At 63.4% G+C, this 23015-nt stretch carries 21 protein-coding genes (1 of these 21 only partly in view); 6 read left to right on the top strand and 15 right to left on the bottom strand.

Features of this window, described 5'->3' with window-relative positions:
- Positions 1–12: 12 nt before the first annotated feature.
- From E5F05_RS07640 to E5F05_RS07595, 10 genes are all read right to left on the bottom strand, one after another.
- The gene (locus E5F05_RS07640) at positions 13–624 is read right to left on the bottom strand and encodes a sugar transferase (protein ID WP_129118045.1); all 612 of its coding nucleotides are present in this window, start codon (positions 622–624) and stop codon (positions 13–15) included.
- Positions 621–1475, bottom strand: a complete 855-nt coding sequence (locus E5F05_RS07635; protein ID WP_164973392.1) for an NAD-dependent epimerase/dehydratase family protein — start codon at positions 1473–1475, stop codon at positions 621–623. The genes E5F05_RS07640 and E5F05_RS07635 overlap by 4 nt, the downstream gene beginning before the upstream one ends.
- 38 nt (positions 1476–1513) lie before the next feature.
- Positions 1514–2884 (bottom strand): glycosyltransferase family 4 protein, encoded by a 1371-nt coding sequence (locus tag E5F05_RS07630; protein ID WP_129118043.1) that lies wholly within the window; start codon positions 2882–2884, stop codon positions 1514–1516.
- On the bottom strand, positions 2881–4050 hold the full coding sequence (locus tag E5F05_RS07625) for a glycosyltransferase family 4 protein (protein ID WP_129118042.1): 1170 nt from the start codon (positions 4048–4050) through the stop codon (positions 2881–2883). The genes E5F05_RS07630 and E5F05_RS07625 overlap by 4 nt, the downstream gene beginning before the upstream one ends.
- Before the next feature lie 80 nt (positions 4051–4130).
- Positions 4131–5555, bottom strand: a complete 1425-nt coding sequence (wzy, locus tag E5F05_RS07620) for an O-antigen polysaccharide polymerase Wzy (protein WP_129118041.1) — start codon at positions 5553–5555, stop codon at positions 4131–4133.
- On the bottom strand, positions 5542–6588 hold the full coding sequence (locus tag E5F05_RS07615) for a glycosyltransferase (RefSeq protein WP_129118040.1): 1047 nt from the start codon (positions 6586–6588) through the stop codon (positions 5542–5544). Before E5F05_RS07615 ends, wzy begins: the two co-directional genes overlap by 14 nt.
- Complete coding sequence (locus E5F05_RS07610) at positions 6585–7478, bottom strand: glycosyltransferase (RefSeq protein WP_164973391.1); 894 nt, start codon at positions 7476–7478, stop codon at positions 6585–6587. Before E5F05_RS07610 ends, E5F05_RS07615 begins: the two co-directional genes overlap by 4 nt.
- Before the next feature lie 107 nt (positions 7479–7585).
- Positions 7586–8845, bottom strand: a complete 1260-nt coding sequence (locus tag E5F05_RS07605; protein WP_129118038.1) for an oligosaccharide flippase family protein — start codon at positions 8843–8845, stop codon at positions 7586–7588.
- An 85-nt stretch (positions 8846–8930) separates the two neighbouring features.
- On the bottom strand, positions 8931–10601 hold the full coding sequence (locus E5F05_RS07600; protein WP_129118037.1) for a polysaccharide biosynthesis tyrosine autokinase: 1671 nt from the start codon (positions 10599–10601) through the stop codon (positions 8931–8933).
- Positions 10598–11683: a mannose-1-phosphate guanylyltransferase gene (locus E5F05_RS07595; RefSeq protein WP_164973390.1), complete on the bottom strand. Its 1086-nt coding sequence runs from the start codon at positions 11681–11683 to the stop codon at positions 10598–10600. Before E5F05_RS07595 ends, E5F05_RS07600 begins: the two co-directional genes overlap by 4 nt.
- Positions 11684–11965: 282 nt before the next feature.
- Here E5F05_RS07595 and E5F05_RS07590 point away from each other — a divergent pair, with 282 nt between their 5' ends.
- The 5 genes from E5F05_RS07590 (at position 11966) to E5F05_RS07570 (ending at position 16366) form a co-directional block, all read left to right on the top strand.
- The gene (locus E5F05_RS07590) at positions 11966–13024 is read left to right on the top strand and encodes a glucose-1-phosphate thymidylyltransferase (RefSeq protein ID WP_164973389.1); all 1059 of its coding nucleotides are present in this window, start codon (positions 11966–11968) and stop codon (positions 13022–13024) included.
- Positions 13021–13581 (top strand): peroxiredoxin, encoded by a 561-nt coding sequence (locus E5F05_RS07585; RefSeq protein WP_129118034.1) that lies wholly within the window; start codon positions 13021–13023, stop codon positions 13579–13581. The genes E5F05_RS07590 and E5F05_RS07585 overlap by 4 nt, the downstream gene beginning before the upstream one ends.
- A gap of 49 nt (positions 13582–13630) precedes the next feature.
- On the top strand, positions 13631–14233 hold the full coding sequence (locus E5F05_RS07580; RefSeq protein WP_129118033.1) for a YceD family protein: 603 nt from the start codon (positions 13631–13633) through the stop codon (positions 14231–14233).
- A gap of 68 nt (positions 14234–14301) precedes the next feature.
- Positions 14302–14742 carry a cyclic pyranopterin monophosphate synthase MoaC gene (gene moaC / locus E5F05_RS07575; RefSeq protein WP_241687085.1) on the top strand — a complete coding sequence of 147 codons (441 nt, stop codon included), beginning with the start codon at positions 14302–14304 and terminating at the stop codon, positions 14740–14742.
- A 46-nt stretch (positions 14743–14788) separates the two neighbouring features.
- Positions 14789–16366, top strand: a complete 1578-nt coding sequence (locus E5F05_RS07570; RefSeq protein WP_129118031.1) for a bactofilin family protein — start codon at positions 14789–14791, stop codon at positions 16364–16366.
- A 56-nt stretch (positions 16367–16422) separates the two neighbouring features.
- Here E5F05_RS07570 and E5F05_RS07565 read toward each other — a convergent pair whose 3' ends face one another.
- Entirely contained in the window at positions 16423–16812 is a 390-nt protein-coding gene (locus tag E5F05_RS07565) for a helix-turn-helix domain-containing protein (RefSeq protein WP_129118030.1), read from the bottom strand.
- A 270-nt stretch (positions 16813–17082) separates the two neighbouring features.
- Between E5F05_RS07565 and E5F05_RS07560 the strand changes: the two genes are divergently transcribed.
- The gene (locus E5F05_RS07560; protein ID WP_129118029.1) at positions 17083–17334 is read left to right on the top strand and encodes a hypothetical protein; all 252 of its coding nucleotides are present in this window, start codon (positions 17083–17085) and stop codon (positions 17332–17334) included.
- An 84-nt stretch (positions 17335–17418) separates the two neighbouring features.
- On the opposite strand, the gene E5F05_RS07555 is transcribed toward E5F05_RS07560, so the two are convergent.
- The 4 genes from E5F05_RS07555 to E5F05_RS07540 all read right to left on the bottom strand — a co-directional run.
- Positions 17419–18912 carry a carboxypeptidase M32 gene (locus E5F05_RS07555; protein ID WP_129118028.1) on the bottom strand — a complete coding sequence of 498 codons (1494 nt, stop codon included), beginning with the start codon at positions 18910–18912 and terminating at the stop codon, positions 17419–17421.
- A gap of 63 nt (positions 18913–18975) precedes the next feature.
- Positions 18976–20220, bottom strand: a complete 1245-nt coding sequence (locus E5F05_RS07550; protein ID WP_129118027.1) for a bifunctional folylpolyglutamate synthase/dihydrofolate synthase — start codon at positions 20218–20220, stop codon at positions 18976–18978.
- 206 nt (positions 20221–20426) lie between these two features.
- The gene (locus E5F05_RS07545; protein ID WP_129118026.1) at positions 20427–21371 is read right to left on the bottom strand and encodes a manganese-dependent inorganic pyrophosphatase; all 945 of its coding nucleotides are present in this window, start codon (positions 21369–21371) and stop codon (positions 20427–20429) included.
- A 67-nt stretch (positions 21372–21438) separates the two neighbouring features.
- Positions 21439–23015, bottom strand: the 3' portion of a protein-coding gene (locus tag E5F05_RS07540; protein ID WP_129118025.1) for an S-layer homology domain-containing protein. 1303 nt of this gene lie beyond the right edge of the window; only the last 1577 of its 2880 coding nucleotides appear in the window; its start codon lies off the right edge, out of view — the gene reads right to left on this strand; the stop codon is at positions 21439–21441.

Below are 23015 nucleotides of genomic sequence, written 5' to 3'. Positions count from 1 at the left end.
CGGACGTGAATTTCAGTAGGCACCTCGCGCACCCAGTACGCCACGCAAGGTATAGAACAGAATAATGATGTCCGTCAGCGGCCCGATCTGATGCAGGTAGGCCATATCCCGGCGAATCTTCTCCTCGTCGGGCAGGTCGTCCCGGCCGGTAATCTGAGCGAGGCCGGTGATGCCTGGGCGGAGCTGATCCACACCCGCCGCTTCCCGGCCGCTCAACACCACCTGCTGCGTCATGAGGGCCGGTCGGGGGCCGACCAGACTCATCTCGCCACGCAGCACATTGAGGAGCTGCGGCAACTCGTCCAGGCTGGTGCGGCGCAGGAACGGCCCGATGCGGGTGTAGGGGCTGAGTTTCAGCCGCCGCATCTCCTCGGTGGAAACGTTAGGCGTGTTCCGTTTCATAGTGCGGAACTTGTAGATGGTGAACGGCCTGTGCCCGCGTCCGGCGCGGCTTTGCCGGAAAAGGACGGGGCCGGGATCATCAAGGAAGATCAGCGCGGCCACCACGGCCATCACCGGCAACAATGCCAACACACCTACCGCAGCGAGGCAGCGGTCGAAGGTCAGCTTGAACGGCTCGTACACGGCCGCCCGGACACTTCCGCTCCGTACAGGCGACTTCACAGCAGCCCCACCTGCCGCAAGCGTGCAGCCTCCTGCGCGATTCCCTCGGCAAAAGTCCGGGGCGCGTACCCCAGAGCCTCCCGCGCCGCGCCGATGTCGAACGCCTTGTCCTCCTGTAGGCGAATCACCTGCTCATGCTTCACGGGAAAGCGCGGCACCCGCTGCAACACACTCACCAGGCCCGCCACCGGCCCCACCGGAACGAACAGCATTACTCCCCGCCGACCCAGCGCCCGGAAGGCTTCGTCCACGATCTGCCGGTAGGGGAGCGCGACCGGGCCTGCCAGGTTGAATTCCCCGCGGGCATCCTGCGTGACGGCCCGCGCCACCCCTTCTGCCAGATCCTCCACATGAACAGGCTGCATCAGTGCGCGGCCAGTCCCGAAGACCGGGTACAGGGGCACTTGGGCAATGAAACGCAGCAGCTTGTGCATGTTGTGATCCCGCTCGTTTCCGTAGATCATGCTGGGCCGCAGGATCGTCACCTGGACCAGCCCATGCCGCATCTCCTCCTCGATCTCGCGGTACAGCGCCGAGTACGAGTGATGTTTGGAAAAGACGCCGGTGGTCGTCACACAAAAGGCGCGTGTCACGCCCGCTCCGGCCAGGGCAGGCAGCAGCGCCCGTGCGTGCCGCAGATTGGCCGTTTCCAGCAGGACATCACCGGGCTGCACTACGCCAAGGTACGTTTCCGCACGGTCCAGGTCACAGACGTGCCAGGGAACGCCCAGTTCGGCCAGCGGCGCCGTGTCGGTACTCGCGCGCACCAGGGCAAGAACGGGCCGTTCGGGCTGAAGCGCCCGCAGGCGGCGCAGCGTCGCCAGGCCGGTGTTGCCGGTCGCGCCGGTCATCAGAAGACGCCCTGCGGGCGCGTGAGGGTGACTCATTGTCATGCGTCGTTCACTTCTCCTCGTCTCGTAGATTCGTTGGAGGCGCCAAACCCGCTGCACCGCCTGGCTGGTCGTGCGAGGGGGCACTCCTTCCGCCTCTGTTTCACATACAGCAAACCGGCGAGCAGCGCCAGCGGAACGCCCAGCAAAGCCGGTGAGGTTGATCGGGCGGCGGGACGCTTCACCGCCTGGCCTCGTCCCGGTCCGCGCGCCGCCAGCAGTTCCTGATAGTAGGTTTTCCAGTGCTGCTGTACCACTTCGGGGGCGAACTCTTCGCGGACACGCCGGTACCCGGCTGCACCACGGGCGCGCGCCACTTCCGGTTGGGTCAACGCTTCCAGCAGGGCCCGGGCCAGAGCGCCGCTGTCTCCCACAGGAACCCGCCAGCCAGTTACACCCTCCTGCACCGCATCACGTGCGCCGGTCGCGTCGGTGGTCACGGCGGGGACGCCTGCCGCCGCCGCCTCCAATGCCACCAGTCCCAGACCCTCGCGGTAGGTGGGCAGCGCCAGCACGCTCATCAGCGGGTAGTAGGGGGTCACGTCGGGGACGAAGCCCACATGGATGACCGACGGATCACTTTCAATCGCCTTCCGTATATCCGCCGGGACCGGATCGCCAGCCTCGTAATCCCCCACCAGGAGCAGCCTTGTTGCCGGGAACTGCGAACGGACCTGGCGATAGGCCGCCATCAGTTCGGCAATGCCCTTGTCCCGCGTGAACCTTCCCACGAACCCCACCACCGGCGTCCCCTCGGGCAACGGAAGCGTCCGCCGAAGTTCGGCGCTGGCGCCCAGGGTCGCTGCCGGATCGGGGAGGGGGACGCCGTTCACACTCCCGGCCCCCAGCACCACCGTCTTGCTGGCTGGAGCCAGCCCCAGTTCGTGGACACGCTCACGCAGGCTGGGGCTGACACACACGACGCGGTGAGCACAAGCCATCGCCAGCCGTTCCATCGCAGTCAGAAGCTGGCGTTTGGCCCCCGTGGCCGTCTCCAGGCGCAGGCCGTGCAGCGTGTAGATGCGGATGGGCACTCTGGCTGCGACACCCGCCAGGCCCCCGAGGAGTCCCGCCTTGGGCGTCCCCACATTGATGACCGTGGGCCGTGCCTTGCGGTACGTCAGAAACAGACGAGCCAGCGAAACCAGATCAGCACGCGGACTGATTTCACGGTGCATGGGTACACGAATGGCCAGAGCCTTTTCCTGCCGGGCGAAGGCCTCCAGCTCGCCAGGGGTAGTGGGGTCTTCACCCGCGCTGACCAGCACCCGCCAGCCATGCTCCTCCAGACGCCCCAGTTGCCCTTTGAGGAATCTGAGGCTGAAGGAGATCGTGACGGAGTAGAAGATGGTCTGTTGAGATGCTCTCATTTGTTCTCTGCCATGAGCGCTTTGACTTCCCGCAAAAACTCTCTGTGCGCTCGTGTCGTATTGGACAGATGGTACTTCCGAGCCGTTTGCAGGTTCTCACTGGACATCTTGCCGAGTTTTTCGGGTGTGAGCAGCATCAACAGGGCCGCCAGCTCATCCGGCTGCTCAGAGGTAAAGAGGTAGTCCTCACCCAGAACCTCCGGGATTCCGCCCACGCGTGAGGCCAGCGCAGGCAGTCCAAGGGCCATCGCTTCGAGTAAGGCGCGGGGCATCCCCTCCGTCCTTGAGGGCATTAGAAATAGATCCGCCTGACGCAACTCTTTACGTACAGCTTCCCCCGCTGGCAAAGCGCCCAAAAAACGCACTTGCTGTTGCAAGCCGAGAGAGTGTGCCATAGCCTCAAGTTCAAGCCTAAGTACGCCGTCCCCAACAATAGTCAGTGTTGCGTTGACATAATTTTTGATTTTACTGAGCGCTCGAAGAGCAACATCTACACCCTTATACGGCACTTCTAGCGATCCTACCATGACCATGCTTAAGGGCGAGGGCAACTTCTTAAAGTGGCGCGGCTCAGGCAGAAAAGCTTCGTCGGGAAGATAAACGTCAGAAACAGCATGTTCTCTCCCTGCACTGTTGGGGTACTTCTTTTGCAAAGTCTCACCAGTGACGTATGAAACGACTTCGGCATCACGACACATCCAACGCTGCATACTAGTGAAAAACAGCTCATATAATGGAGCCACTCGTCCACCAGCGCCATTGTTCGCAAATACCTCTTGTGGATCACCAACCACTTCAACAGCGAAAGGAATGTGGCGAGCGCGAGCGACTAGATACATAACATTCTCAATTAGCCCTGGAGTCCTTAAGATAAGAAGCGACGAATCTTTTGTATAGCTTACTATATCGCCAATTACTGGAAAGATGTATCTCAGAAATGAAGCTGGGCCGTGATAGTCCCGAATACCCTTAAAGTCAATCCCTGGACCATCAGAACGCAGATAATCTTCAGGCTTTTCTGATACTTCTCTTATGCGGGCAACAATATTAATATTCCCAAGAACTTCAGTATACTTCCGCCAAAATGCTTCATCGCATTGAGTCTTGGCCCAAACCCTACCGGTAGTGTCCCGCAAGAAACGATATTCAAGGCCAATTGTGATCATTCTTTTCCTCCAGTAACACGAATTAGTATATTTATTGCCACCTTAATACCGTGACAGCTAAAAGGCTGTGTTGCAACAATTTATCTATCCCCTCCCAGCTCCCTAAGACGACGGGCTTCAACTGCATTTCCCCTGTAGCAAGTAATTAGATAAGCGGCATATGTACCCACCACAAACCAGAAGAAACCTCTAACCACCCCGACAGCCTCTTGCCTAACGTAAAAAACCAGAACAGACATATAGGCGGCAGCAAGGAGTCCCAGAATGTATCTTCTAGAAAATAGTGAAATTTCGGATAGCTTTCCTATGAGGATACCCTGCAAAAACATTGCGGCCAATCCTCCTAAAATACCAAAATTGTAATATGACTCTGCTATCATGGAAAATCCAAGACCCCCGCCAGCACGCTTAAACACAGGGTCAACAATCGAAACCAACCAGACAGATGGACGCACGCTCTCCACATCAATACCCAACACACCCGAGGGTAGGACCAATCCAAGGGCACCAACATAGCTCCACCCCAATCTAAACTCGTTAGTAAAATCCAATACCTTCATTGTATATGCTGTCGCCTGAAAAGTTCTTCCAAGTTCTCTAATTATACCTATTAAACCACTTTCATTTTCACTACCCAGATTCCTATTCGACTGTCCTATAAAGTCCCTATATTCGGCAATAATAGGAAAGACAATTATGAAAGTTAGCAATACTATAGGTAGTGCTCCTATATAATTGACTTTTCTAATGTACCTATCACGTATATAGAGGTATACCAAAAACGGCAACATCCCCCCCGCCCTGAATCCAAGCATTATATTTAATGCAGTTGCTAAAAAGAACGCAAGCGTCAGCAACACAGTTATTGTCTTTTCGCCTTTAAACAGAACTATACATACAAGAAGCATCATTATCGCAAAAGAAGAGAATGAGCTGATAATGCTTCCTAGGGAAGAATCGTCTACGTTTTTATAATACCCTAAGTAACCATATCTACTTACCAAGATTATCTTGTTGAGTAGTTCATAGACAAGGAATGGAAGACTCAACAGTAGCAAAAGGACAGATATAGTCCTAACTTCTTTTTTCCTAAAAAAACCTTCAATCTCAACTGGTCCACCTTTGACCCCTCTTGGAGAACAAAACAATAAGTAGCCTAAAGAAAAAACGACAATAGAAAGAGAAACATATTCCACTGCTCTAAAAATAATACTCTCGTCCACGGGAATATCAGTAAATTTCGGACCACCAGGGAACCCATTGGTGATGGAATAGCCGAGGTTGAATATAAAAAGAGCAGTGAAAAAAATATTATAAGGCGTAATAACAAAACGTCTTCCTAGACTATAGTAATCTAGCACCAAATGCAAAACTGCAAAAATAAGCATAATTGCAGATAAGAAGCTTATCTTATCCAGAGTAGTGATTTCAAATGTTTTTAGGGAGAATATGGCAAAAAGTGTGACTACGGCAACAAAAATGTTGAATAGCCTAGAGACCATCATAGAGTCGCTCCAGCTCTTTTATATTTATATCTATATTAAAATCGCTTGCCGCAACCAATCCGATATCTACTTTTCTATCAATAACATTCAGCACCCCATCAGCCCATGCTTCAATGCCTGCGTCTAGCCGAATATCTACTCCAGCGGCAGGGTCAATAATTACTTCCCTTGTAATATTCTGTGAGATAATTATTGGCAGGCCTCTTGCCTGTGCCTCCACTGCCGACAAGGGCAATCCTTCCGCCAAAGAGGGCAAAATAAAACAGTCCATCTGATCAAGAAAAGCGTTGACATTGCCCTGCCACCCAGAAAACTCCACGTAGGGTAATAGCCCTTTTGCATCTGCATACTCTCTAAGATAGCTCATACGTGAGCCGTCACCAACAACTATTAGACTGGAGTTTACGCATCCCCTACGCTGCAATTCTTCCAGTATATCTATCAAAACTGTCTGATTTTTTATCCTCTCTAATCTCGCCACAGTTCCTATGACGATAGAATCATCTCGTCTAACTCTAGCCTTCTCTATCGTATCTAACCGCAAACCACAATGTATGACCACGTTCTTAGAACTTTTGAAAAATAATTCACTATATGCCTCCCTACTCACAGCTACGCCCCTACTAGAGAATGCCCAAATCAGGAGTCTCATCACAAACTTGTAGAATGCATTAGAGCCGTCGTCGGTAAGATGGCTGTGTGATATACGTTTTTTAATTCCAATCAAAGCGGCCAGCATAACAACTAAGCCAGAATAGAAATGCAGATGAGAATGCAATATATCTATTTTCTCTATTCTTCTTAATCTATTTATAAAAATCCCAAACTTTAAGGGGTTTTTTGAATCTACATGGAAAACTTTATGTCCCTTCTCAATGAGATCAACTTCAATGTCGCCAACTGTTTTCTTTAGTAGAATAAAATGATGCTCATACTTTGCACTAGGATATTCCGCAACATTTTGGAGCCACCTCTCAATGCCTCCACCAGTTAGTTCTCCCAAAACATGATACACAGTTTTGCGCTCTGTCACTTTATTTTACCCATCTTTCCAATCAGTCCGTCAAAGATCCCCTTCATTCTATATTTTATTTTCGATAAGTTAGCTTCAAAAACTATTTCCCCAATCGTTATACGGAGCCATTTCACTAGTAAGTTTCTTGCATATTTAGCCTTTACAAGTGAGTCGCTATTCGAAGATCGGAGGATCTCTATTTCATTACGTGCCGCGTAATACTGCTTCCAAGCTGGCTGCCCATCTCGCACGCTCTTGCGAGAGAAACGTTCAACGACTCTGGACGTTTCGCCGTAGTTATGATGAATAATCGCATTTGTAACAGCAACGGCAGAAAACCCCTTACCCTTTATCCGTAGAGAGTATTCCCAGTCATCAGCGCAGATAAAGAAGTCGGCGCGGGGCAGGCCGACCGCCACGACCACTTCACGTCGGAAGCAAGGGCCAACGAACGCAAAGAGGTCTATGGGCTGATAAAGCTGATTATCGTCAACTGGGAGCGCCTTTACTGCATTGTCCCACCGATAAATGCCATATTTCTGCCCGAGTTGATCGACCTGAACGGCCACCCTGACGGGAGCGTCCGCGGACGCCATGACTAGTTTATACAGGCAGTCAGGTGTAGGGTAAGCATCATCATCCATGATCCAGACCCAATCTTCTCCTGACTCCATAGCAAGCCGCATTCCTTCATGGAAACCGCCGGAACCGCCTCTATTCTCTAGAAGGTAATGGACTTCCACAATCTCTGAGCGAGACTTGAAATGGCTCAGCAGATCTTTTGTCCTCTCATCAGAGGCATTGTCGATGACTATGATCTTTTGCAGACTGTAGGTCTGGCCCAGCAGAAGCTGGAGTGTCTTCGCCAGCTTTTCCGGCCTGTTGTAGGTTACCACTACTGCACACACGCTCGAAGTCTGTCCAAAACTCATATTTTACCCTCTGTTCAAGAATCTAAGCTCAGGCCCAATATCGATGCTTCAGAAGGCAGGCCAAGACAGCCAAGCGCGGTCTGTCAAAGCGCCTGAGGTAGCTGCTGTTTGCGAAAGGGGTGGTCGGGTTGCCGGAGGATGTAAAGGGCCATACTCAGGGTGATGACGCTCTCTGTCGTGATAACACTCCAGGCCATGCCCTGTGAACCATAGCGCGGGACGAGGAGCATCACCAGGACAATGTTCAGAAGACCAGCGGCCACCACAATCGCGTTAAAGGCGCGGTCCTGGCCGTTGGGCAGCATCCACTGAAGGCCCAGGACGTTGCTGGCGGCGACGATGGGCAGGGTCACGATCAGGGCTTGCAGGAGCGGCACCGAGGGCTGATAGGCCGCCCCGAAGAACAACGGAACGAACCACGGCGCAGCCATGAACAGGCCGAGCGCGGCGGCGCAGGACACGGCCAGCATCAGCAACAGGCTGCGGCGCAGCAGGCTCCGGGCAGCCTCGCCGTCGTGCTGGACCAAGTGCGAGACGCGGGGAAAGAGTGCCTGGGTGATGGGTTGCACCATACTCTTGCCCGCCGCGGCGAGGCGCTCGGCATTGGCGTAGTACCCCACCTGCGCGCCCGGCAGGTACAGCCGCAACAGGGCGGAATTGGCCGAGAGGTACAGGCTGGTCGCCCCGCGAAACAGGAACATGCTGAACCCGGCCCTCAGGCTCTCGACGGTGGTCGTCCAGGCCGGGAGAACAAAGGGGAGTTCGCGGTACATGCGAAAGGTATTGATCACCTGCGCCAGCCCGATCATCACGGCATAGAGGGCCAGGACACGCCAGGCCTGCTCGGGCACCCGGACGAGCAGAAAAATCCCGGCGGTCGCGACCACACGGCCCGCGATATCCAGCGCGGCGGCCTGCTGCAACCGCTCCTGTCCCTGGAAGTACCACAGGGGAGCAAAGCCCTGAACAGCGGCAAAGACGATGCCCCAGCAGTAAAGGGCCGGACTTTGACGGAAGGCCGGGGCCAGCGCATAGATGATCGTCGCCACCAGGAGCAGGCTCAGCAGCAGGAACAGCTTGGCACCCAGCACGCCAGCGGCGATCCGGGCCAGGGCCGACGTGTTCCCGCGCTGCTGCGCCACCGCCCGCGTCGCCGAGTACCCAAAGCCGAACTCGACCACCAGGGAAAGGGTGATCGCCAGAGCCTGCACAGCGGCGAGCTGACCCCAGGCCGCTGGTCCCAGCACCCGCGTCAGGTAAGGCAGGGTCAGCAGCGGCAGGATCAGCGTGGCGAGCTGAATCCCATACAGCGAGACGAGGTTGCGAAGGAGCAAGGACTTCACCTTGAAAGCTTGGCAGGCTCTACAACAGGGAGGGCGGCGGGGCAGGACGCGCCGCCTGAGGCACAGCTCGGAGCCAGCAGCGCCTTCATACCTTCACGCCTCCAGCTCTGGGGGCATAGGAATACGAGTACCCGTAGCTGCTGCCCTCACGCACGTCGGACTTGTTGATCACAAAGCCGATCAAGTTCAGGCCCGCACGCTCGGCGCGGCGCAAAGCACTCCGTACGGACTGCACATTGGTCCGGCCGTACTCGGTAACCATCAGGACCGCGTCGGCGTGGCCGCCCAGGACCAGGCCGTCGGCCAGGGCGAGCAGGGGCGCACTATCCATCAGCACGATGTCGTAGTTCTGCCGCCACAACCGCAAGGCGGTCTCGATGTCGGCCTGGTTGAAGATAGCGAGGCTGTCCTGCACCCCAGGTCCAGCGGGGAGCATGTCCACATTGTCTTCGACCTGGAGCACCTGCACGTTCTGTGGGTTGGCCAGAGCCTCGCGGGTGGTCCTGGCTCCACCCTGTCCGGTCAACTGATGCCACTGGCCGCCCTCGTCGTACTTCTTCCAGACGGCGGCCTGGGTGCCGCGCCGCAGGTCCGCGTCGATGATCAGCACCCGCTGGCCACTGGAGGCAAAGCCGTCCGCCAGGGTCGCGGTCAGGCTGCTCTTGCCCTCACCCGGAGCGGTGCTGGTGATCATCACGACTGGATGGGGCTTGTTCCCGAAGGCTGTCATCAGGTTGACGCGCAGAAAGCCGATGGCTTCGTACAGCCCGGCCTGGCGGGCGGCCCGCACGATGCCCGAGAAGACAATGTCGCGCTGGCGCAACCGTGGAATTACCGCCAGGGTGGGGGCATTGAGCGCCAGGAGATCGTCTTCGCTGCGGACAGTGCGGTCGAGAATGGTCAGCAGCGCCACCACCCCGGTGGCCAGCAGCAGGCCCAGCAACGCAGCCAGAACGGCATTGCGCAGCGGTTTGGGCGCGACTGGGCGCGACGGTTCAACGGCGTTGGAGAGGAGACTCAGGACACCGGTGGCCGAATTCTCCAGAATGCCCACCTGGGCGAGATTTTCCTGAACGGTGGCTCGGCGGGCGATCAGCGTCTGGCGCTCCACGGCGGGCAGATTCCCCTGCCGCAACTGCTGGTCGATCTGCGCGAGCTGGGCCTGAAAGCCTGCCTGGGCACGCCGGATGTTCTCCAGGGCGCGGCTGCGGTCCCAGTTCAGCAGGGCTGCACTGGCCAGATTCGCCAGACGCTGCGCCGCCTGCGCGCTGCGGGCACGGGCACGCAGGGTATAGATGCCGTTTCCACTCAGGTCAAGCTGCGAGGTCAGGGTAATGGTCCGCAGGCGCTGCTCGCGCAGTTCACGGCTCAGCGCCTGGGCCAGCCGGGTACGTTCGGCCTGAGGAATCGTCTCATCCCCCTGAAGAGCCTGGATAAGGGGCACGATCACCAGGGTGCTTTGCATCGCCTGGGCTACCGCGCCTTCCGGGAGGGGGGGGGCCTTGACCAGCGCGTTGCCGAAGGGACCATCCTGCCCCTGACCGTTGGCCGCGATCAGGCTGGAGGACGCCTCGTACACGGGCGGCTGGGTCCGTGACCACAGATAAGCGCCCAGGGCCAGCACTGCCGCGGTCAGGAGAATCCAGGCCAGGTGCCGCCGTACCCCCCGCCAGAGGGTGTTCAGATCGATCTCGGTCTCGGCACCCTGAGATTGACGACCGGCCGGGCCGGGTTCCTGCTGAGGGTATAGGGTCACGCGAAGCGCTCCAATTCTGGGTGGGCCTTGAGTTGCTGGACGACTTTTTTGATGTCCTGGGTGCGGTCCTTGCGCACGACCAGGGTCACCTCGTCGGTACGGACGATCACCACGTCTTCAAGACCGATGGTGGCGATCAGGTCATCTCCCCGGGTGGTATACAGGATGGCTCCCCCCGTGTCCAGACCCACGTGCCGCCCCACCGTGACGTTCTGCCCCTCGGTCTTGAGCAGCCGCTCCAGGGCATTCCAGTCGCCCAGGTCGTCCCAGCCGAATTCTGCCGGGATCACCACCACCTGATCGGATTTTTCCAGAATGGCGTAGTCGATGCTGATCTTCCGAAGCTCGGGAAAGGTCGTCCGGATGCCCTGCGCGCGGCGGCCCTGCCTGAACGCCTCCGAGAGCTGGGCGTACATCTCCGGCTGGTGCTGCCGGAAGGCCGCGAGGATCGCCTCCACCCGCCAGATGAACATCCCGCTGTTCCAGGTGTAGCGGCCGTCGGCCACCAGCGTCCGCGCCGTCTGGGCGTCGGGCTTCTCGGTAAAGCGGTCCACGCGGTAGGCGGGCAGCTCCCCATCCAGCAGCAGTTCGCCCCGCTGGATGTACCCGTAGCCGGTGGCGGCGAAGGTGGGCGTGATCCCCAGCGTGACGAGCTGGCCGGTCGTGTGGGCAACCGAGATGGCCCGGCGCACCACCTGGCCGAACGCCCCCGGGTCGGTGATGCGGTGATCGGCCGGGAAGACGCCCATGACGGCGTCCGGAGCTTCCTGCGCCACCCGCAGCGCCGCGTACAGGACGGCGGGGGCGGTGTCGCGGGCGACCGGCTCGACGATCAGGTTCTCGACCGGCATCTCCGGCAGTTGCTCCAGCACCTGCGTGCGGTACTCACCACCGGTCACCACCATCACCTGTTCGGCGCTGCCGCTGAGAACGCTCAGGCGGTCGCTGGTCGCCTGGAGCAGGCTGCGGCCGGTTTCGTCCAGCGTCAGGAACTGTTTGGGGCGATGCTTGCGGGACAGCGGCCAGAAGCGTTCGCCGCTGCCTCCCGCGAGAATCACGGGGAGAAAAGGAAGCGCGGTCACGCCTCGTCTCCGGCCCACACGGCGGTCAGCCTGGAGAGGCTTCTGGCCGGATGGGCCAGGGTCCAGGCCCAAAGGAACAATTGTTGACTCATGAGAACTCCAGTGGTCATTGGGAAAGTTTCCCTCTGCTTCAGTTTACCCTGTCGGGCCCACTTCCTCTGGCGAAATGTCCTCACTCCAGGGCACCCTGACAGGGAAAGCGGCCGGTGAGCAGAATGGGGCACGCTGCGTAAAGGCGACTTCAGCTTTATGAGAGGCCCAAATGTTCCTAGAATGCTCGCAATGAAAGCCATCATTCCTGCTGCGGGACTGGGCACGCGCTTACGGCCGCTCACCTACACCCGTCCCAAGCCCGTCCTCCCGGTCGCCGGTGCCCCGATCATCGTGCACGCGCTCAGAACCCTGTGCGCCGCCGGGGTGAGCGAGGTCGCGATCATCGTGTCGGACGCGACCCGCGAGGAGATCGCGCACGCGCTGAAGCAGGCCCCGGCCGTCGAGGTCACGCTGATCAACCAGCACGAGCAACTGGGTCTGGGGCACGCGGTGATGATGGCGCGCGAGTGGGTGGGGCAGGACGATTTTTGCGTGTACCTGGGGGACAACCTGTTCGAGCACGGGGTTTCGCCGTTTATCGAGCGGTTCCGGCGGGAGCGCCCGGCCGCCGTGATCGCGCTGGTGGAAGTGCCCGACCCGACCGCCTTCGGGGTGGCCGAACTGGACGGCGAGCGCATCACGCGCCTGGTCGAGAAGCCCAAGGTGCCGCCCAGCAACCTGGCCGTCGCGGGCCTGTACTGCTTCACGCCCGAGGTGTTCGGCGTGCTGGAAGGGATGCCGCCCTCGGCACGGGGCGAGTACGAGATCACCGACGCGATTCAGGGTCTGATCGAGCGCGGCGGGCGGGTGCTGGGGCAACGGGTGTGCGGCTGGTGGAAGGACACGGGCCGCCCGGCCGACCTGCTGGACGCCAACCGCCTGCTGCTGGAGCAGATCGTGGAGGACGTGCAGGGTGAGGTGGAAGGCTCCCGGCTGACGGGCCGGGTGGTGATCCCGGCTTCGGCCCGGGTGACGCGCAGCAAGATCGTCGGGCCGGTGCTGCTGGGCGAGGGCGTGGTGATCGAGGACGCCTATATCGGCCCCTTTACCAGCATCGGGCCGGGCAGCGTGGTGCGGCAGGCCGAGGTGGAACACAGCGTGGTGGACGCCGAAGCCCGCATCGAGAACCTGAACACCCGCCTTCAGGACTGCCTGATCGGCGTGCGGGCGCAGGTGCGGGGCGGGCGCAAGGTGCCGCGCACCCACAAGCTCACCCTCTCGGACGCCAGCGTGGTCGAACTGGCTTGACGGACCTCTCCGCTCTCCCCGCGAACCTCCCCGCCCCGCTGGACGACGGCGCCTGCGATCACCTGCCGGGGGCGAGGGTCCCTTCAGTGCCTCTGCCCACCTCGGCGGGCAACTGGGTGGACCTCGCAGGGTTGCCGGGGAGGACGGTGCTGTACATCTACCCGCGCACGGGGAGGCCGGATGGACCCCTACCGGAGGGCTGGGACCTGATCCCGGGGGCGCGGGGCTGCACGCCGCAGTCGTGCGCTTTTCGGGACCACCACGCCGAGTTGCAGGCGGCGGGGGCGCGGGTCTTCGGCCTGAGTACCCAGGACACGGCCTATCAGCGGGAGGCGGCTGGGCGGCTCCACCTCCCCTTCCCGCTGCTGTCGGACGCGGAACTGCGGCTGGCGGCAGCCCTTCGGCTCCCGACCTTCGAGGTGGAGGGGCAGACGCTCCTGCAAAGGGTGACGCTGATGCTGCGGGAAGGCGTGGTGGAACACGTCTTTTACCTGGTGTTCCCGCCCGACCGCAACGCGGCGGACGTGCTGGCCTGGCTGGCCGCGCATCCCGCCTGACCGTGCGCCCGACCCGGTACCGGGAAGCCCAGGGGCCTATCATGGGAGGATGATCGACACGCCCCACATTCACCTGGGTTCGCTGCTGCGGTCGTCTTCGGACGCGCACGCGGAGGGCGAACTGGATCACCTCACCTACGAGCAGGGCGGCAGCGAGCAGACCCTGCGCTTTGCGCGCCCGGCCCCCTACGAAGTGGATGTCAATCCCCTCGGCGGCGGGGAGATGTACCTTCAGGGCCGCTTCGAGCCGACGCTGATTCTGGAGTGTGCCCGCTGCCTGCGCGACGTGGAAGTGCCGCTGGACCTGAAGCTGGGCACCCTGCTGCGCTACGAGCCGTCCGTGGACGCCCCCTATCTGGAGGAGGCCGAGACGGGCGAGGAGGTGCTGGTCTTCGGGGACCCCGACCTAGACCTGAGCGCCTACCTGGCCGAAACCGCGCTGCTGGCTGCCCCCCTGAGCGTGCTGCACGCGCCCGACTGCAAGGGGCTGTGCCAGGTCTGCGGCCACGACCTGAACGAGGGGCCGTGCGAGCACAGCGCGCAGGTGCCCGTCGAGGAGATCGACGACGAGCTGGGCACCCCCGAAGGGTCCGCCCACGCCCGGCAGAACCCGTTCACGGCGCTGCGGGACCTGAAGCTCCCGGAGGACTGAACGTGGCGGAGGAGACACCCCGCCTGCCCCCCGCCGAGCTGACGCACTTCCGGGATGGCCTCCCGCGCATGGTGGACGTGACCGGGAAGGCCGCCACCACGCGCACCGCGACCGCCGAGGGATGGGTCAGGCTCCCGCCGGAGGCCCGGGCCGCCCTGGAGGCGGGGACCAACCCCAAAGGGGACCCGTTGACCGTCGCGCGGTTGGGGGGCCTGGCAGGCAGCAAACGCACGGCGGACCTGATCCTGCTCTGCCACCCGATTCCCGTGACCGGTGCCGACGTGCGCGTCACGCTGGAGGAGGCGGGGGTACGGATCGAGGCGACCGTCCGCACGACCGCCCCGACCGGAGTGGAGATGGAGGCCCTGACCGCCGTGACCGTGGCCGCCCTGAACGTGTACGACATGCTCAAGGCGGCCAGTAAGGCCATCGAGATCACGGGCGTGCGCCTGCTCGCCAAAACGGGGGGCAAGAGCGGTGACTACGCCACGGCGGAACGTGCAGGCTAGGCGGATGCCGGGAACTTTCGGCCTTCGTTCAACGTAGAGAGAACATATGGGCGCGAAGGGGGGTGAATCCTGGCTGGACCTGCTGCACCGCGAGGCGGACGGTGACCTCACCGAGGCCGAGCGGGCGCAACTGGTCCTGCTGGAACAGGACACCACCTTCAGCGAGGTCCGGCAACACCTCGCCCACGCGACCGGGGCTCTCCAGGCGCTGCGTCCCCCCGGCCTGCCCCACAGCCTGGCGGAAGAGGTGGCCTCCGACATCGCCTGGTCCATGCGCTTGCGGGCCGCACCACCCGCGCCGTCCTCAGTCGCGGCGCGGGTCGCTTCGGAGGTGGGGCTGAGCCAGCGCCTCTCCCTGGCCGCTGGCCCCGCGCTGCCGCGTAGTGTGGCGCAGGACGTGGCGGCAGAAGTGCGGGCGTCCACCTGGGTGGGTGCGGCCCCGGTCCTGCCCCGCAGCCTCGCGCCCACCGTCGCCGCCGAGGTGGGCTGGGCCGCGCGGCTGGAGCGGCCCTCCCCTCCCCTTCCGGCCTCGGCGGCCGGTCCGCTGGCCGCCCGGATCGCGCGGGAGGTGGGGGGCGGGGCCGCAACGCCCGCACCCACCCCGGCCAGGCACAATCCCGCACCGCTGCTGCTGGTGTCGGGGCTGCTGGTCGGCCTGACGCTGCTGGGGATCACCAGCGCGTGGCCGAACCTGGCGGCCGGGGCGACCGTGTTGCAGACCCTGGTCGCGCAGGTGTCGCCCCTGGCCGGGGTCGGGCTGGTGCTGCTGCTGGCGGTGAGCCTCCTGATCGCCTGGCGGCCCACGCCAGCGGTGCAGCGCCTGGGGGCGGGGGCCTTCGCGCTCTCGGCCGTCCTGACCCTGCCCCCGCTCTATCAGGCGTTCGGACGCAGCGGGGTCACGGTCGGCCACGATGTCACCGTTCACGGCCGGGTCGCGGGGAACGTGGTCGCGCTGGGCGGGAACGTCATCCTGGCCCGGGACGCCCAGGTGCAGGGCGAGGTGATCACGCTGTTCGGGGACGTGCGGCGGGAAGCCGGGGCGAGTGTGGCGGGCCGCGTGAACACGCTGCTGGGCCACGCCCCCGGTGACGCGACCGCCCTCCAGACCGCGCCCCCCACCGGCGCGAGCCTGGCGACCGCCTCCGCCTTCCGGCCCCTGCTGGGGTGGCTGGGCGGCGCGGCGTGGAGCCGGATCTTCGTGGTGCTGACCGGCGGCATGCTGCTGCTGCTGTTCGTGGCCGGAGCCGCCCCCGTACTGGCGCGGCGGCAGCGCCACGCGCCCCTGCTGACCCTCGCGCTGGGGGTGCTGGCCCTGGCTCTCCTGATCGGCCCGGCGCTGGGGCTGGCGCTGGCGGGACTGCTGGTGCCCGCGCTGCTGGCCAGCGCCTTTGCGCTGCTGCTGGTGGCGACCGGTCTGAGCGTCAGCGCCTATGACGCGGGCCGCGCGGTGGCCTACCGTCTGCGGCTGCCCGCGCCGGATGCCCTGGGGGCGCTGCTGGGTCTGGGGGCCGTCGCCGCGACGCTCAGCCTGCCGCCGCTGGCCCTGACCTGCGCGCTGGTTGGTGGGGCCTGGGGAACGGGTACGCTGCTCCTGACCCGCCCGGGGCGGGAAGCCGAATCGTAAAAACAGGACGGCGGGCCGGAGCAGCAAGTCTCCGGCCCGCCGTGATTGAGAAGCGCTCAGCCCAGGATGCGCTTGAGATGCAGATAGATCTCGTACCAGTCCTGCTTGTCGCGCGGACGCTTGCCGCGCAGCTCGATGCGGGACAGGGTCCGCACCCAGTCGGGCGTGATCTGTCCGCCCAGCATGGGGTCGGCCACCAGATCGGCCAGGCCCTTGGGAAGCGCGCCCTCGGTGGAGTCGCCGTAGAACTCGACGCCCTCCAGCAGGTCGTGGACGGTGATCGTGTAGGCGCCCGCCAGCGTCTGGAGGGTTTCCAGGCTGGGGTTGGTGCGCCCGCGTTCCAGGTCGCTGAGGTACGGAACGCTGATTCCAGCGGTTTCCGCCACGTCCTTGAGCCGCAGCCCGCGTTCGCTGCGCAGTTCGCGGAGTCGTTCGTGCAGTTTCATGTTTCACCTCCTCGGCTGCGGCGTCGCCTCACCCGTTCCCGTCCGCCAGGCTGGCCGTCCGGAGCGTGTGTGCCGCCTGGGGCGGCGTTTGCCTGCCAGCAGAATCCGCCACCCTTGATCGGAGTGTAACACCGCTCCCCGCTACGGTCAATACAGAATAAAGGCTTCCTCTTCTTGTTACTCCCAAGACACTCTGCTACTATCGTAATCAAAGGCGAGATTCACCTCAACCACGTATTTTTCATCTTCCCGCCCGCAGGAGGGCCACCCATGCGCGCACTGGACATCATCGCCGAGAGCATCCGCGTCGGCTACGTTCATCCCACCACCGTCCTCAATACCCTGATCGAGGCCGAGAACGAGGGCGGTCTGGGGGCCATCCGGCGTATCGAGCGTCACCTCAGCGTGGGCCTGAGCGCCCTGCGCGACCGTCATCACCCGCACAGCGGCCTCGCGCAGACGTGGCTCGGCTCGGCCCGCGCTTACCTGATCACGCAGGCCGAGCGGAAGCAGGCGGTGTAGAGGCCGAGCACCGGGAGCAAGGGGCAGAGGCCTTTCCTGGCTCTCTGCCCCCTGCTTTTTCTCATGACTCTCGGCCCCCGGCGCTCAGTCCTCGGCCTTGAGCCCGTAAATCCCCGCGTACTTCTCTTGCAGGTACGCGACGTAGGGATCGGCGGTCAGAGGGCGGCCGGTGGCCCGCTCGGCGATCTGGGTGGGCGTGAGGCTGCGGCCATGCTGGTGGACGTTCTCGACCAGCCAGGCCAGCAGGGGGCCGTACTCGGCATGTTCGATGCCTGCGGCGACGGCCGGGTCACGTTTTGCCGCTTCGAGCAGTTGCACGCTCAGCAGGTTCCCGAGCGTGTAGGTCGGGAAGTAGCCGATCAGGCCCGAAGACCAGTGGATGTCCTGCAAGACGCCCAGGGCGTCGTTCGGCGGCGTGAGGCCCAGGTACGCCTGCATCCTGGCGTTCCAGGCTTCGGGCAGTTCATGCACCTTCAGGCGGCCTTCCAGCAGCGCGAGTTCCAGCTCGAAGCGCAGCATCACGTGGAAGTTGTAGGTGACCTCGTCGGCCTCCACGCGGATCAGGCTGGGGCTGACGCGATTGACGGCGCGGTAGAGCGTTTCGGCGTCCAGCCCCGCCACGACTTCCGGCGCGGCCTCCGCGAGGTGCGGGAAGTACCTTTCCCAGAAGGGGCGGGAGCGGGCCAGCAGGTTCTCGAACATCCGCGACTGGCTCTCGTGGACGCCCAGGCTGGCGCCGCGGGAAACCGGCGTGCGTTCCCAGCGTTCCGAGATACCGCGCTCGTACATCGCGTGCCCGGTTTCGTGCCAGGTTCCGAACAGACAGGCGGGCCAGTAGTCCTCCACACGGGTGGTGATCCGCAGGTCGCTGCGGCTGAAGTTGGTCTGGAAGGGGTGGGCGCTCTCGTCCTGCCGCGCGAACTCCGGTTTCAGGCCGAACGCCTCTCCCGCCACGCGCCAGGCGAACGCCTTCTGCGCTTCGGGCGCGAAGGGGCGCGTCAGCACGCTGTAGTCGGCGGCATCCCCGGCGGCCACGATCCGGCGCAGCAGCGGCAGCGTGCGGTCACGCAGGTCGGCGAACACCGGTTCCACCTGTGAGGCGCGCATTCCCGGTTCATACTCGTCCAGCAGGGCGTCGTAGGGATGTTCCTCGTAGCCGAGCAGGTCGGCCTGTCGCCGCGCCAGGTCCATCATCTTTTCGAGGTGCGGCGCGAAGGTGGCGAAGTCGCTGCGTTGCCGCGCGTCCAGCCAGGCGTGGTGCGCCTCGTTGCGGGCGCGGGCGGCCTCTTCCACGAACTCGGTCGGCAGGCGGGTGGCTTTCGCGTGGTCGCGGCGCGTGACGCGCAGGACGGCCGCCTCCGTCTCGTCCTGGGGTTCGCGTGCCGCCTCCAGCAACTCGGTGGTGCGCGCCCCCGTGAACAGCTCGTGGGCCAGGCCCTCCAGGGTCGCCATCTGGAGGCCACGCACGCGGGCGGCCTCCTCGGGCATCAGCGTTTCCTGGTCCCAGGACATCAGCCCGGCGGCGGCGTACAGGTCGCTCACCTGACCGAGACGGCGCTTCAGTTCGTCCATGCTCATGCGCGCAGCCTAGCGTCCGGGCAGGGGGGCAGCGAAATACGTCATTCGGCCCATCCGGTGGTATCACTGCCAGCGTTCCCGCCTCTCCCCCGCTTCCCCGAGCAGGAGGGGCCGCACCTCCCCGATCAGGTACAGGCTGCCGCACACCACCGCGAGGCCAGCGGGCGGCAGCCGGTCCAGGGCGTCCGCAGGGGTATCCGCCAGCCGCACCGGCACTCCCGCGAAGGACGGCGCGAGCGCGGCGGGGTCGGCGGCGCGGGGACTCAGGACGGCGCGCGTGAGGATCACCTCGGACGCCAGCGGACGCAGCGCCTCCGCCACCCCCGCGATGTCCTTGTCCGCCGCCGCGCCGAAGACGATGGGCAGGCGCCCCACATCCAGGCCCCGCAGCGCCTCCGCCAGCGCCCGTGCCCCGTCCGGGTTGTGCGCCCCGTCCAGCAGCACGCGCCCGCCGCGCCAGGGCAGCACTTCCAGGCGGCCCGGCCAGCGGACGTTTGCCGCCCCCGCATGGATGGCCTCCTCCCCCACCCCCAGCCGGTGAGCGGCCGCCGCCGCCAGCGCCGCGTTCCGTGCCCCGTGTGCCCCCAGCAGCGGCGTGCGGAAGGTCAGGGCCGTTTTCGGCATCCCCACCCGCACGTCCCAGCCGTCCCAGCCGAGCGGCAAGGCCTCTACTTTTACCTCACGGCCCAGCACCCACAGGTCGGCCCCCTGTGCTTCCAGCAGGGGCAGGAGGTCCGCCGCCACGCCCGTCACAGCGGGCCGTCCCGCCCGGAGAATGCCTGCCTTCTCACGTGCGATGGCTTCACGTGTCTCGCCCAGAATCTCGGTGTGATCCAGCGCGATGTTCGTGATCACGCTCAACCCCGGGTCCAGCGCGTTTGTGGCATCCAGCCGTCCCCCCAGCCCAACTTCCATCACGGCGGTCGTGACGCCCGCCTCCGCGAACAGCAGGCACCCCAGGGCGGTCACGACCTCGAAGAAGGAGGCCTCCACCGCCTCGGCGTGCGGGCGCACCCGGTGCAGGGCGTCCAGCACCTCCTCCTCCGGCCGTTCCTGCCCGGCCACCACGAACCGCTCGGAGAAGCGCGTCAGATGCGGACTGGTGAAGAGGCCCGCTCGCTCGCCCCCCGCCGTCAGCATGGCCGCGAGCGTGGCGGCAGTGCTGCCCTTCCCGTTGGTGCCGCCCACCAGTACCGTACGGAAGGCCTGCTGCGGATCGTCCAGACGCGCGAGCAGCGCCCGCACCCGCGTGAGGCCGGGATGGACGCCAAAGCGTTGCCGCGCGAACAACCAGTCCAGATCGGTCATACCGGCAGCATAGAGCGGTGCTCAGGAAGGTTGCCGAACCTTTCTGAGCCGAACGGAGTGAGCAAACGTGCTGAGGGCGGCGCGAAGTGGAGTTGCCGCCCAAGACACGCGGCAACGCAACGGAACGCCGCCCTAGGCGCCCGGGCTGGGGGCAAAAAAGCGAGAGGGCCGGGAAATCCTCCCAGCCCTCTAGTCTCTGCTTCCTGTCACGCCTCCGGCGCGAAGTACGTCTCCAGCGTCGGCACGATCTGCTTCTTGCGGCTGATGCGGTGCCCCAGGTCCGCGCGCCCGTTCTCCACCTCGGCGCCGAACGCCTCGCGCAGCACCTTCTCCTCGGTGGCCGACAGCACCAGCGTCACGTTCGTCTCGTGCAGGATGTCCACCACCGACAGCAGGATACCGTTCAGGCCGTCCTCGGCGCGCGCCTGGTCCATCGCGGCCAGCAGTTCCGCCTGACGGCCCAGCACGTAACCGGGGTTGGTCGTCTCGATCACGCCGATGCCCCAGCGTTGGAGCTGCGCCGGGTCCCCGAAGGGGAAGACCTTGTAATCCATCTTCAGCAGCGTCTCGGCGGGCGTGTCGCCCAGGTCGCTCTTGGCCGCGAACATCGCCAGAGCATACGCCTCCACGTCCTCCACTCCGGCAATAGGCGCCAGGAAGGCCACCGCCTCCCGGTCCTCCGCCGTAGTCGTCGGGCTGCGGAAGTGCAGAGTGTCACTCAGAATCGCGCTCAGCATCAGCCGCGCGTCCACCCGCTCGACCGGCAGGTTCGCTTCCCGGTGCAGCTTCAGCAGGATCGTGGACGTGCAGCCCAGCGGCTCGAAGCGCAGGTAAGCGGGCTGCGCCGTCGTCAGGTCGCCCAGCTTGTGATGGTCCACCACCCGCGTCACGGTCAACTCCGCCAGGTTCGGCGCCGACTGCGCGCTCTCGTTGTGGTCCACCAGGGCCACCGGGGTGCCAGCCTCCAGCTCGGGCAGCCGGGGCGGCGCCTCCACGCCCGCCTCGCGCAGCACGAAGGGCGTCTCGAAATTCAGCTCGCCCAGGCGGTAGGCCTGCGCAGGCACACCCTGGCGGGTCAGCAGCCGGGCATAGACCAGGGCAGAAGCGATGGCGTCGGTGTCAGGGTTGGTGTGTCCAAAAACAGCCAGCATGAGCAGGATTCTAAGGCGTGGGCAACAAAAAAAGGGACCCCGGAGGGTCCCCTTGAGGCGAGAGGGTTTAGAAGTTGAAGGTGTAGCTGACCTTGAAGCCCTGGGCAACGCCGCTCTGCGAAGGCGTGTCGAGGTCGGTGTGGCGGAAGATGCCGTAGTTGGCCGCCAGACCGTTCCAGTTGACCTGGGCAAACACACCCTGGAGAATGCCGGACTGGGTGCCGAAGTTACCGCCCGTGTAGGGGTCGCTCGCGCCACCCAGGGGGCTGCGGTAGAAGCGGTCAGCGGTCGCGCTGTAGGTCGCCGTGGCACCGCTGGCGCTGCTGGCCGTGGTCGTGCTGCCCAGGTTGAAGCCCTGGTAGTAGGCGTAGCCGAGGCTGGCCTTCATGTTAGGCGCCAGGAACTGGTTGAAGGTGATCCCGGTCTGGCCGAACAGCTCGGTGACCGAGCCGCCCGCCACCTGCACGCCGCGACCCACGTTGCTGATGCGGTTGGCGATGTTGAAGAACAGGCTGGGCTGGAGCGGAACACCCGTGAGGGGCTGGGTGCTGAGCTTCACGCCGTACTTGACGGTGTTGTAGGTGCGGGCATCGTCCGCCGCATTGGTGGGCGTGCCGTTGTAGTCCACCGGAGTGTCGTTGGGCGTGGTGAAGAGGTGATAACGGGCGAACGGCTCGACCTTCACGCCGCCGAAGGTACCGCTGTAGTTACCGTAGACCTGGAAGTCGTTGATGCGGTCGCCGTAGAAGTAGGCGTCGGCAACGGTGAAGTTCAGACCCTTGACGAGCGCGTTGGTGGCCGTGCCATCATGGCTCAGAACCGCACCGGTCGTGCTGGACCACGCGAAGGGCACGTCCGCGATGTCCATGTAGGGGGTGGTGCTGTTGTACGAGAAGCCGCTGGCCCCGGGACCGGCGTAGTTCAGGTCCGCATGGATCAGGCCGTTGTTGAGCGTGGAGCGGTTGTAGAAGCCGACCAGCTTGAAGCCCGCCAGCTTCGCCCCGGCGCTCACACCGAAGCTGGTGTTGCGGTCACCGTTCAGGTAGGGCACGTAGCTGTCGCCGTAGGCCGCGAGGGCCACAGGGCCGAGGTTGGTGCCGATCCCGGCGCCGAAGCCGACCTGATTGGGGGCGTAGGGCATGCTGGACTTGAGGCCCTGCGCGCCGTAGTAGTACCCCGAGTCGTTGGCCGACATGCCCGCCACACCGTTGGCAAACTGAGGATCAATCGCGCGGAAGTTTGCGCCGAAGTTCACGATACCCAGGTTGGCCTTGCCTTCGGTGAAGAAGGCCTGGTCACGGCTGTTGAGGGCGTTCTGGAACGTGCCGCCACCCGTCGCGAAGCCCGCAGCCGTCTGGGGAATGCTGGCGACATACGCACCCGTCAGGGTGAAGGGCGAGTTGCCTTCAGCATCCTTCGCGCCGAAGCCCAAGTCATAGTCCACGCCGAAGGCCGTACGGTTGCCGTTGTTCTGCGCGAAGGACAGGCCCAGGGTGCCGTAGCCGCCGGGATTGATGCTGGCGCGCACACCGTAGTAGTTGCCGACGAGGATGTTCTGCTGGGGGCCACCGGTGTTGGAGTCCAGCCTGCCCGTGTTGGTGGCCGCAGTGCCCGCCACGACCGTGATCTTGGGCTGGAGGGGCA

This window comes from Deinococcus metallilatus (assembly GCF_004758605.1).
Classification (GTDB): Bacteria; Deinococcota; Deinococci; order Deinococcales; family Deinococcaceae; genus Deinococcus; species Deinococcus metallilatus.
The sequence above is the reverse complement of the archived record's forward strand: the minus strand, read 5'-3'. Positions and strand labels throughout refer to the sequence as shown.

What these genes read in the sequence shown, in the direction of transcription:
- E5F05_RS07545 (WP_129118026.1), bottom strand. Translation starts at nt 21,371, where the DNA reads ATGCTGGCTGTTTTTGGACACACCAACCCTGACACCGACGCCATCGCT.
- E5F05_RS07565 (WP_129118030.1), bottom strand. Translation starts at nt 16,812, where the DNA reads ATGAAACTGCACGAACGACTCCGCGAACTGCGCAGCGAACGCGGGCTG.
- E5F05_RS07625 (WP_129118042.1), bottom strand. Translation starts at nt 4,050, where the DNA reads ATGATCACAATTGGCCTTGAATATCGTTTCTTGCGGGACACTACCGGT.
- E5F05_RS07555 (WP_129118028.1), bottom strand. Translation starts at nt 18,912, where the DNA reads ATGAGCATGGACGAACTGAAGCGCCGTCTCGGTCAGGTGAGCGACCTG.
- E5F05_RS07580 (WP_129118033.1), top strand. Translation starts at nt 13,631, where the DNA reads ATGATCGACACGCCCCACATTCACCTGGGTTCGCTGCTGCGGTCGTCT.
- wzy (WP_129118041.1), bottom strand. Translation starts at nt 5,555, where the DNA reads ATGATGGTCTCTAGGCTATTCAACATTTTTGTTGCCGTAGTCACACTT.
- E5F05_RS07590 (WP_164973389.1), top strand. Translation starts at nt 11,966, where the DNA reads ATGAAAGCCATCATTCCTGCTGCGGGACTGGGCACGCGCTTACGGCCG.
- E5F05_RS07570 (WP_129118031.1), top strand. Translation starts at nt 14,789, where the DNA reads ATGGGCGCGAAGGGGGGTGAATCCTGGCTGGACCTGCTGCACCGCGAG.
- E5F05_RS07560 (WP_129118029.1), top strand. Translation starts at nt 17,083, where the DNA reads ATGCGCGCACTGGACATCATCGCCGAGAGCATCCGCGTCGGCTACGTT.
- E5F05_RS07630 (WP_129118043.1), bottom strand. Translation starts at nt 2,884, where the DNA reads ATGAGAGCATCTCAACAGACCATCTTCTACTCCGTCACGATCTCCTTC.
- E5F05_RS07635 (WP_164973392.1), bottom strand. Translation starts at nt 1,475, where the DNA reads ATGACCGGCGCGACCGGCAACACCGGCCTGGCGACGCTGCGCCGCCTG.
- E5F05_RS07550 (WP_129118027.1), bottom strand. Translation starts at nt 20,220, where the DNA reads ATGACCGATCTGGACTGGTTGTTCGCGCGGCAACGCTTTGGCGTCCAT.
- moaC (WP_241687085.1), top strand. Translation starts at nt 14,302, where the DNA reads ATGGTGGACGTGACCGGGAAGGCCGCCACCACGCGCACCGCGACCGCC.